The sequence below is a fragment of the Mesorhizobium sp. M2C.T.Ca.TU.002.02.1.1 genome (assembly GCF_003997225.1).
Genome location: NZ_RZTO01000134.1, coordinates 1 through 10,388 on the forward strand (window position 1 = coordinate 1; position 10,388 = coordinate 10,388).

General features: G+C 61.5%; 8 protein-coding genes. 6 read left to right on the forward strand and 2 right to left on the reverse strand.

Annotated features, from left to right (window positions below; all coding sequences use genetic code 11):
• From EOD07_RS09975 to EOD07_RS09990, 4 genes are all read left to right on the forward strand, one after another.
• On the forward strand, window positions 1-877 hold an 877-nt coding region (locus tag EOD07_RS09975; RefSeq protein WP_164772151.1), incomplete at its 5' end, for a nitronate monooxygenase.
• 21 nt (window positions 878-898) lie between these two features.
• Window positions 899-2,332, forward strand: coding sequence for an FAD-dependent oxidoreductase (locus tag EOD07_RS09980; protein ID WP_127235312.1), 1,434 nt, complete (start codon window positions 899-901; stop codon window positions 2,330-2,332).
• Between the two features lie 19 nt (window positions 2,333-2,351).
• Window positions 2,352-3,512 carry an FAD-binding oxidoreductase gene (locus EOD07_RS09985; protein WP_127235313.1) on the forward strand — a complete coding sequence of 387 codons (1,161 nt, stop codon included), beginning with the start codon at window positions 2,352-2,354 and terminating at the stop codon, window positions 3,510-3,512.
• Between the two features lie 57 nt (window positions 3,513-3,569).
• Window positions 3,570-4,514, forward strand: coding sequence for an ornithine cyclodeaminase family protein (locus EOD07_RS09990; protein ID WP_127235314.1), 945 nt, complete (start codon window positions 3,570-3,572; stop codon window positions 4,512-4,514).
• A gap of 46 nt (window positions 4,515-4,560) precedes the next feature.
• On the opposite strand, the gene EOD07_RS09995 is transcribed toward EOD07_RS09990, so the two are convergent.
• Window positions 4,561-5,985, reverse strand: coding sequence for an aldehyde dehydrogenase family protein (locus EOD07_RS09995; protein ID WP_127235318.1), 1,425 nt, complete (start codon window positions 5,983-5,985; stop codon window positions 4,561-4,563).
• A gap of 537 nt (window positions 5,986-6,522) precedes the next feature.
• Between EOD07_RS09995 and EOD07_RS10000 the strand changes: the two genes are divergently transcribed.
• Complete coding sequence (locus EOD07_RS10000) at window positions 6,523-7,200, forward strand: TetR/AcrR family transcriptional regulator (protein WP_164772152.1); 678 nt, start codon at window positions 6,523-6,525, stop codon at window positions 7,198-7,200.
• Window positions 7,201-7,220: 20 nt separating this feature from the next.
• On the opposite strand, the gene EOD07_RS10005 is transcribed toward EOD07_RS10000, so the two are convergent.
• Complete coding sequence (locus EOD07_RS10005; protein WP_206519448.1) at window positions 7,221-8,879, reverse strand: choline dehydrogenase; 1,659 nt, start codon at window positions 8,877-8,879, stop codon at window positions 7,221-7,223.
• A gap of 286 nt (window positions 8,880-9,165) precedes the next feature.
• On the opposite strand from EOD07_RS10005, the gene EOD07_RS10010 reads away from it, so the two are divergent.
• Window positions 9,166-10,388 (forward strand): ABC transporter substrate-binding protein (locus EOD07_RS10010; protein ID WP_127235317.1); only part of this gene is annotated, 1,223 nt, incomplete at its 3' end.

A 10,388-nucleotide genomic window follows, 5' to 3' on the forward strand; every position in this document is an offset into this window, starting at 1 on the left:
GGAGACGCCGCGTGAACTCGTGCCGGAGGAAACTCGCCGTTTCATCAACGACCTGATGGATCGGGACGGAGTGCCGCCGCTCTCGGAAGAGGATGCCAGGGGCTGGTATGCGGAATACGCGCGCAACCTGGCGTTCAGTCCCGAGACGAGCGAAGCGCTGCTCGAGGTCGCGCTGCGCCACCCCGTCAAGCTCGTCGTCAGCGCGCTCGGCGTCGCGCCCGATCACGTCATCAAGCGCGTTCATGACTACGGGGCAAAATTCGGGGCGCTTGTCGGCAGCGTACGACAGGCGCAGAAGCAGGTGGCCGCCGGCGTCGATATCATCGTCGCGCAGGGATCGGAGGCGGGCGGGCATACGGGCGAGATTTCCTCGCTCGTGCTGTGGCCGCAGATTGTCGACGCCGTCGCTCCGGTCCCTGTGCTTGCCGCGGGTGGAATCGGCCGAGGCCGCCAGATGGCCGCCGCCATTGCCCTCGGCGCCGAAGGCGTGTGGTGCGGAACGATCTGGCTCGGAACCGTCGAAAGCGAACTCGCGCCCGACATGCGGGACGTGCTCTACGCGGCAAAGGGGGACGACGCAGTCATCACCTATGGCTACACGGGCAAGCCCTGCCGAGCCATTCGGTCGAAGTATACGGAAGCCTGGAAGCGTCCCGACGCTCCGCAGCCGCTGAAAGCGGTCCCGATGCAGTCGATTCTCTCCGGCGAGCCGTTTCGACGTGCGGAGCGGGCTCACCGGAAGGATTGGATGACGTACGCCGCCGGCCAGATTGTCGAGCTGGTGAACGAGCCCGTCTCGGTCAAGTCCGTCATCTACGACATGATCCTGGAATACGCCGAAGCGATGGAACGTCTCTCCCAGGTCAACGAAGACTGAACGTCAGGAAGGGCAGAAAAGATGTCTCCGCGCACCGTCGTTGTTCTCGGCGCCAGTAGGGCCGGGTGTCGCTTTGCGCTTGCCGCCGATGCGGTAGGCCATCGGGTGACCTTGGTCGACGAACACCCGCAAGCGCTCAAGGACATGTCGGTTGACGCGCCGTACTTTTACGGTGCCGGACTGCCTGCGGCTCTCAACAACGCCAATGCCATCGGGCAGACGTTTCTGGAGGCGAATCCCGAACTGATGGAATGTCTCGAAAGCGGAATCGACGTCCGCTTGTCGACTATTCTCTGGGGGGCGTTCCGAAACGGTGAGAATTCGATCCATATCGGAACGCCCAAAGCGGGGCTCGTTTCCCGAGAGGGCAATGAACTGCTCGATCACGACCTCCTCGTCATCGCCTCCGGCGTGCGCGACTTCGTGCCGTCGTTCCTCGGCTGGGAGCTGCCAGGCGTCTTCGGCGCAAAGGCGGGCCTCGCGCTTCTCGATTCCTACGGGGTTTTCGAGGGCCAACGCGTTCTGGTCCTCGGAACCGCTGATGTCGCCCTCCGCTTGATGCGATCGCTCAGGGCCAAGCAGATTACCGTCGTCGGCGTCGTGGAACCCGGAGACAGTGTCGCCGCGGGTCCGGAAGCCGCCGCGTGGATCGAGGGCGAGGGCATTCCTGTCCACTTCGGCACAGTCATCTCTTCCGCCAAAGGCAAGGTCGCCGTGGAAGGAGCGCGTCTCGTCACGCTCGACGGCACGGGAAGCGAAGAGATCGCCTGCGATTCCATCGCGGTCGCGGTCGCCACGCTTCCCAACGTCGAACTCCCCGCCGCGATGGGATGCCGGATGCGGTTCTCGACGGAACTCGCGTCCTGGGTACCTGAGGTCTCCGCGCAGGGCGAAACCAGCCTTGACGGCGTGTTCTATCTCGTTCCTAGGGCCGACGAGGCAATGATCGAAGCGATGCTGGCGAGAATGTCAGGTGCCGCGCGCGCGGAGCGGCAGTCGCCTGGTCCAACCCTTGCGGGCGCGAGCTCCTACATCCATCAATGGATCAAAGCGCTTCATCAGACTGGCGGTCCGGAAGTTGTCATGTGCCAGTGCGAGAGCGTGACGCGGGGCGAATTCAGTCATATCGAGCCACCTAAGTATCTTGGCCAGGGGATGCGCTCTCCCCAGGTGCCAATCTCCCAAACGGACAACCCCGAGGCGCCGCGCCTTAACCAGGACCTCGTCAAGCGCATGACGCGGGTTGGCATGGGACACTGCCAAGGCAAGCGCTGCCGCGATGAAGCGGCTTTCACGCTGGTGCAACGCTTCGGCGTCGATTCCGAGGACATCCGGCCCGGAAGCTATCGCTTCCCGCTTCGCCCCGTCGACCTTTCCCTGATCGCCGACGACGACGAGACCGACGACATTCGGTTGAACTGGCAAATGTGGCCGTACGAAACCCGCAACGCTTGAGCGGTATTGGGTAGCAATCATGCAGAACTATGATCTTATCGTCGTCGGCGCTGGCATCCTCGGCCTGGCGACCGCCTACCAGGCTCGCAAAGCGGGGGCGAAGGTCGTCGTTCTCGACAAAGGCGCAACGGCTTACGAGGCCTCCTCGAGGGCGACCGGCTACCTGAGCCTTCGGGGCGAGACGCCCGAGGAGAGCCCGCTTGCGCAAGTGGCGGAGAAGCTGTGGGACGGGCTGGACGAGGAACTCGGCTACCCGACCGAGTGGACCCAGAGAGGACGCATTTGGGCCGCGGTGAATGAGCGGGAGCTCGCCGAACTGAAAGAGCTCTACCAGTCGTTCGAAAAGACTGATATCGCGTTCGAATTCGTCGACGGCCAGGCGCTCAGGAAGATGATCCCGGGTCTCACGGACACCTGTCTCGGCGGCATCCACACCCCTCGGTCGGGACACGCGAATCCCCAGCGGACGTCGCAGGCGTTCGCCTGGGCCTTCACGGACCTTGGCGGCGAAATCCGCGAATACACGCCTGTACTCGAGGTCCTGACGACGGGCGGCCGCGTCAAGGGCGTCAAGACGCCCTATGGCGAAATCCATGCACCTCGGGTCGCGCTCTGCGCGGCTGCGCACAACACGCTCCTGCTCGCTCCCTTCGGCATCTTGTTTCCGCTCGCGCCCGTCCGGCTTGAGGCGCTGGTGACGACGCCAATGCCGCCGCTGTTCGATCAGTGTTTCATCGGCAACGGCCTGTCGATCCGCCAGACGAAGCGCGGCAACCTCCACATGAACGGCGGCCCCTACGAATGGATCGACCTCGACATTGACAAGGAATCGCCCAAGCCGACAACGCCGATCGTGCGCAACATCCTGCGCCGCGCCATCGAGACGATCCCGCTCCTCAAAGGGGCCCAGTTCCTGCGGTCCTGGGCAGGGATCGTCGACATGGCGCCGGACCAGATGACGACGATCCACCTTTTCGACAGCCCCGAGGGACTGCTGACCGTGGCCGCGTCAGGGCACGGATTCGGCATGGCGCCGGCTGTCGGCATAGCCATGGCGGATCTCGCCCTGAAGGGCGACACTGGTCTTCCGATCGAGCACCTGTCCCTCGACCGATTCCGCCATATCACGCCCGACTGGCGCGAGAAGCGTCGTTGGCATGCTGGTCAGTACAACACCTGATAGGCCGCCCGCGGCCTTCCACCGTAAGTCCGTGCGGAGTGCCGGGGGGGCAAGATCATGAAGTTCCTGGACCGGGAAGCGGTGCATCGCCTGGCGGACTACCCCGCCGTTATCGACGCCATCGCTGCGGTATACGCAACCGGCTGCGACGCGGTGGACCGGATGATCCTGTCGCAGCCGACGGCAGACGGCGGCCAAGGCGACTTCCTCATGCAGCCTGCCTGGCTGCGCGGTCGCGCCTTCGGCATCAAGATCGCCAACGTCTTTCCCGGCAACCAGGAGCGCGGGCTTCCAAGCATCCTGGGCGCTTATGTCCTGTTCGACGGCAACACGGGCGAACTGCTCGGCTGCATCGACGGGCCTGCCGAGACCAACGTAAAGACAGCGTGCAACTCGGCGGTGGCGAGCCGCCTGCTGGCCCGCCCGGACGCTTCAACCATGCTCATGATGGGGGCCGGCGAACTGGCTCCCTACCTCATCGCGGCCCACGCTTCCATTCGGCCGATCCGACACGTCCTGATCTGGAACCGGACCACGGAGAAAGCCAAGGCCCTGGCTGCAAGGCTGAACAAGCCGGGCTTCGAGGTCGAGGCCGTGACCGACCCGTCCGCAGCCGCGGCGCAAGCCGACCTTGTCAGCTGCGCGACTTATTCCGCGGAGCCGATCCTCAAAGGCGAATGGCTGAAGGAAGGCGCTCATGTCGACCTGGTGGGCAGCTACAGGCCGGACCTGCGGGAATCGGACGACGACGTGGTGCGCAAGGCAGGCCGCCTGTTCGTCGACGAAAGGTCGTCCACGATAGGGGTTTCCGGCGATGTCATCGAGCCGCTCGAGAAAGGCCTGGTTCAGCCGGACGATGTCGCCGATCTTTTCGAGCTTGTCCAAGGACGCAAGCCGGGCAGGCGGTCGGAACGTGAAATCACCGTCTTCAAATCGGGAGGAGGGGGACACCAGGACCTTGCCGTCGCCATGTTCCTTTTCGAGCGGTCGGTCTTGCATTGAAGCGCGCAGAGGCTGCGGGACATAACCGATTTCTGCCAGCTTGGTTTCAACCGTGGCCGACTATGGCCTTCACTTCCAGGTATTCAGCCAGGCCTTGGCTTCCGGCTTCGCGGCCGTTGCCTGATTGCTTGTAGCCGCCGAAAGGGGCACGAGCATCCCATTCGGGATAGTTGATGAAGATCGACCCCGCCCGGAGCTTCGCCGCGACTTTCCTGGCGCGGACAGGGTCACCGGACTGGACATAAGCGGCCAAGCCATAGGGGGTGTCATTGGCGATGCGGACCGCATCCTGCTCGTCTCCGTAGGAAAGCATGCAAAGAACAGGTCCGAATATTTCTTCCCGCGAAATGGTCATGTCGTTTGACACCGACGAAAAGATCGTCGGGCGCACGTAGTAGCCCTTGCCGAGGCCGTCGGGCCTGCCGAGTCCCCCCGTCAACACGCATGCGCCTTCTTCGATACCCTTCGAAATCAAGTTCTGAATCTTATTGAACTGAACTTCGCTGGCGACCGGGCCCAAGACAGTCTCGGGCTTCGTCGGATCCGCGACTGTCTGGCTTTCGGCGGCATCGGCGGCGTATCGAAGCGCCTCGGCATATCGGTCCTTGGGTACAAGCATGCGTGTCGGCGCGTCGCATGACTGGCCGCTATTCGAGAAACAGGCGATGACACCGTTGCGAACGGCGGTCTCCAGGTCCGCATCGTCCAGGATTATGTTCGCCGATTTCCCGCCGAGTTCCTGCGTTACGCGCTTGACCGTGTCGGCAGCCGCCTTCGCCACCCGTACACCCGCCCGGGTGGAACCTGTAAAGGAGACCATGTCGATGCCAGGATGACTTGCGATCGCCTCGCCGACGGTCGGGCCATCGCCGTTCACGAGGTTGAAAGCTCCCGCGGCAAGGCCGGCCTCGGCGAGAATTTCCGCGAAGATCGTGGCATCTAGCGGTGCGACCTCGCTTGGCTTGAGCACGATCGTGCATCCGGCCGCCAAAGCGGGAAGCACCTTGCAGACCACCTGATTGATGGGCCAGTTCCAAGGGGTGATCAGCCCGACGACGCCGACTGGTTCCTTGACGATCGCGGTCGTGCCGACCATTTCGCTGAAACTGTAGTCTCGCAAGACTTCGATGATCACCTCGATATGCGCTATGCAGGTCGCAGTTTGGGCTTCGAGGCTGAAGGAGATGGGGGCGCCCATCTCCTGAGTGAGGATTTCGGCGATTTCCCGCTGGCGGCGACGAAAGATTTCAAGGACTCGGCGAAAGAAATCGATGCGGTCCGGGACCGAAATCTCGGTGCCGTCGTCAAACGCTCTCCGTGCCGCCGTCACGGCGCGATCGACGTCAGCCGATGATCCGAGCGCGATCTTGGCAAAAGGCCGTTCGGTCGCCGGGTCTACAACGTCCAAATATCGAGGGCTCGATGGCTCAACCCATTTTCCGTCGATGAAGAATTTCGCGAAGTTGTCCATCACTCCCAAACCGCTCCGAAGCAAGCGCTGGATTTCTTCTGTCGCGGCAGCCCGATTTCCCGGCAGCCGTATCCAACCAGAAAAAAATTGTCCAGCAGGTCGATTTTTTCGTACCATTGGTATGAGACCGATGTCTAGGCGGAAATCTTCCATGGCTGAAGTTTGCGAAAGAGCGACATGGGCCAAGAGATATTGGCGAAACTCGTCTATCTATGGTGATTTGCGCGCTTCCGCCATCGGCCAGCCCGGCACCTGTCGCGGTGTGAGGTTCAGCCGCTGGTTCGGGAGCAGGAGAGCCAGAATTGCGTCGCGGCGACATCCCCAAGACATCGGCCGGCTTCGCCCAGACAGAGCTCACAGCCTGGTCGGACCATGATCGAACGAGGCCGCGAGGCAAGGGAGCCGAGCCGATCCGATCCGCGAGATTCTCAGCCGATCGCCCCGTCGGTCGTTCACGTTCGAGGGCGTGGCGGCAGTTCGCTTGCTGCGGCCGAGTTGGAGCCAACGTCCAAGGTAACATCAATAGGGATCGATAGAATGCGGCAGAAACCCAATCCTCGCGCGAAGGCGAAAAAACGATCAAGATCCAAGAAATTCGTCAGGGTCCCGGTGGCTGATCGAAGAGAGCAGCTCATCGATGCGACGATCCTGGTGATGAGACGGGACGGCGTGCGATCGGTAACCATGCGGGCTGTGGCCACGGAGGCAAATGCATCGCTTGCGGCGGTGCATTACTGCTTCGAAAACAAGAATGCCTTGCTCGGAGCGGCAATACGGCGGTGGCTCAGATTGATGATCAACGATGCCGTCAACGTTCATGTGACCCGAGGGATCCGGTCATCGGTTCAGGCAATGCTGGACGCATACTGGGAAGCGTTCGAAGCGACGCCTGAGGACCTGCTGGCTCAGTTCGAGCTCGCGCTCTGGGCCGTGCGGAGAGAGAAGTCGCGCGACTTGGCCTCGACGATCTATCCAATGTACATTGCCGAGCTCAAGTCGATGCTCGCCAAGTCGCTGTCACTTGGGGGGGAGACTTGCCAATGGGATCTGGAGCGGCTCTCGCGAGCGCTTCTGGCGGTCATCGATGGATACAGCCTTCAATATCTTTCTGACCCCACGTCCAACGCACGGTCGCTATGCAGCGAACTCGTTGAACTTTTGCTTGAAAGCGCGGGCATTGGCAGGTCTGGTCGTATCCGAAACTCGGACATGTAAGATTTGCGCAGGTTCAGCGCTCACCTTTGCTGAATGCGCCAGCTGGGATTGACCCACCATTCGGCATCCGCCTTCTCGGGCGGCCGATTTCCCAGGATCAAGTCGGATGCCTTCTCGCCGATCATAATGGTGGACGCGTTCAAGTTCGCGCTCACCTCCAGCGGCATGATCGAGGCGTCGGCGATACGCAGGCCTCGAATCCCTCGTACGCGTAGCGCGGGATCGACCACGCTTGTTTCGTCGCCGCCCATCCTGCAGGTTCCCGCCGGATGATACGCCGTCGCGACATGGTGGCGTAACCATTGGTCGATATCGTCGTCGGCCGTCATTTCGCGGCCGGGCGCGATCTCGTCGCCGGCGATGTCCTCGAATGCTGGTTGAGCGACGATCTCGCGCGTGAGGCGTATTGCCTCTCTCATCACCTGGATGTCCGTCCCATCCTCGAGGTAGTTGAACAGGATGGCGGGCCCTTCGCGCGGATCACGGTTCTTCAAGGTCACTTGTCCCCTGCTCTTCGCACGGAGCAAGGTCATATGGATTTGGAACGACGGGCCTTTGCGGGGGGTGAAGCCGCTTTCTTCGAACGCCAGCGGCAGCAACTCGAGCTTGATGTTGGGATATTCGACGCCCGCTCGGCTCCTGATGTAGGCGGCCGCCTCGAACTGGTTGCTGGCGGCTGGTCCGGATTTCAGAAGAAACCACTGCAACCCCACGAGCGTCCTCCGCGGATTCCGGGTTGTCGCGTACAGGCCATGCGGAGTCTTGCACCAAAACTGGATCGTGACGTCCGGATGGTCCTGCAGGTTTTTTCCGACATCGGGGCTGTCGACTGCGGGGCTGATGCCGAGCTGCCGCAGTTCATCAGCAGGCCCGATCCCCGAGCGCAGAAGCAATGCGGGCGAGCCGAATGCGCCGCAGCATACGACGATCTCGCGCCGTGCCCTCGCAGTCAGCCGCGCGCTCCTGTCGAAATAGACTATCCCCGAGGCCCTGCCGTTCTGGACGGTGATTGTGTCCACGAGAACATCGCTTCGCACCGTAAGGTTCTTTCTACCCATTGCTCCGTCGAGGTAAGCTCGTGCGGCGCTTTGCCTGCGTCCTCCGGCGATCGTCTGCTCATTGGGGCCGAAGCCTTCCATCATGCGGGCATTGCTGTCGACGGTCACCGGATACCCGGCTTGCCGTCCAGCCTTGACGAAGGCAGCGTTAAGGGGGTCCTGGCTTAAATCTGGATGCCGAACTTTCAGAGGCCCGCCCTGGCCTCGATAGGCGTTGCCGCCTCTCGAAGAGGTTTCCGCTCGCTTGAAATAGGGAAGCACGTCGGCATAGCTCCATCCCGAGCATCCGAACTCCTTTTCCCAGCACTCGAAATCCAAGGCGTGCCCCCTGGTGTAGACCATTCCGTTGATTGACGACGAACCGCCGAGCATGCGGCCTCTCGGATGCGTGATCCGTCGGCGTGCCATGTGCGGCTCCTCCTCTGTGACGAAGTTCCAATTCCGTGGACCGTCGCGCAAGAGCCGCTCGACCGCGAGCGGCATGTCTACGTCCCATCCGTTGTGGGTTCCTCCTGCTTCCAGGAGCAGGACGGTGTTTTCGCCGTTTTCCGTCAGTCTCGATGCCAGCACGCAACCTGCGGATCCGGCGCCAATAACGATGTAGTCGAAAGTATCATCCAAATGCGGAGTCCCCCTGTCGGTGCCGCCAAGCCCGTCTTTGCGTTGGCGAAACTCAGCGCCACCCGACGACCCTTCGCACATCTCCGTAACTGGGTCAATTGTCCCACTTTTACCTCATACCTTCATAAAATGTCGTAAAAACAATACTTTGTGCCAAATTGCAGTTCGCAAAAATCGTTGAAAATCCACCTTGCGGGGAGCCGCAAAATGTTCATAATCTGACTCATCGGTCGAATTCATAGATTGCTCAGTCGATAAAAATGGCCGGATCATCAGAGGAGCGAACATGTCGAGAATCAATCTGCATTTGACGCGCCGGCAGGCACTCGTCGGCGCCGTGGCCACTACCTCAGCGCTTGCCATGCCAAGCGTGCTGCGGGCCGCGAACAAGATCGTGAAAGTTGGCGCTCTTGCTCCCCTTACGGGAGATCTCGCGCTCTGGGGGGTTCCGGCCAAGAACGGAGCCGAAGTTTGGGCGAATCAGGTCAACCAGGCTGGCGGGATCAACGTCAAGGGCGAGCGCTACGACGTACAGGTGGTCTCCTTCGATGGAGCGTATGTCGCCGAGAAGACACTCCAGGGCGCGCGGGCGTTTGTGGATCAGGACGTGAAATACACGATGGTCATCGGCGGCGACGACTGGTCCGCGCTCCAGGACTTTTCGAACCGCAACAAGATGCTGACATCCACTCTGTACGTCTCGGACCTCAACCCGAACAGCAAATACCTGCTGGCGCCCGTGGAGGTTCACCCATTCTATTTCGGCCTTGGCGTCGAATATCTTCGCAAGGTCGAGCCAAACCTGAAGACGGCAGCGCTGTGTGCCCAGGACGACGTCACCGGCCGCACGTCGCTCGCTTACTGGCGCGCGGGTTTCGACGCGCACGGGTTCGAGATCGTCAGCGACGCATATTTCGACAACAGCACAACCGACTTCGCGCCTGTCGTGAGTTCCATGCTGCAGGCCAAGCCCGACACCGTCTGCATCGACACAACCTATCCGTCGGTCGCGCTTTTGCTGGTCGAGCAGTTGTTCACCCAGGGGTACAAGGGCCGCATCCTTCACGCCGGACTGGAACTGCTTCCGGACATGGTCGCTCGCACGAGCAAGGAATTTATGGAAGGCTCAATCGCCTTCTTCCCTCGATTTGACGATCCCAGCATCAACGCGTCGGCAACCGGTTTTACCGACGCGGCAGGCTTCTACAAGCAGTTCGACAAGCAGTTCCCTAAGCAGTGGAACAACACCTCTTGGGAGTTTCCCGGCTGCCTCCAGGTCTGGAAGCAAGGTGTCGAAACCGCCGGAACCTTCGAGCCTGACGAGCTTCTTGCCAGCCTAAAAGCCAACCCGCCGAAGCATATCTTCGGCGCCGCAAGGTGGTGGGGCAAGGAGTTGTTCGGGATCGACAATGCGCTCGTTGGCAACTGGCCAATCGTCGCCGTCAAGGACGGCAGGGTCGAGATTGTGGAGATTGGCGATCAAGCCGCTTGGTTCGAAACGCACAAAGC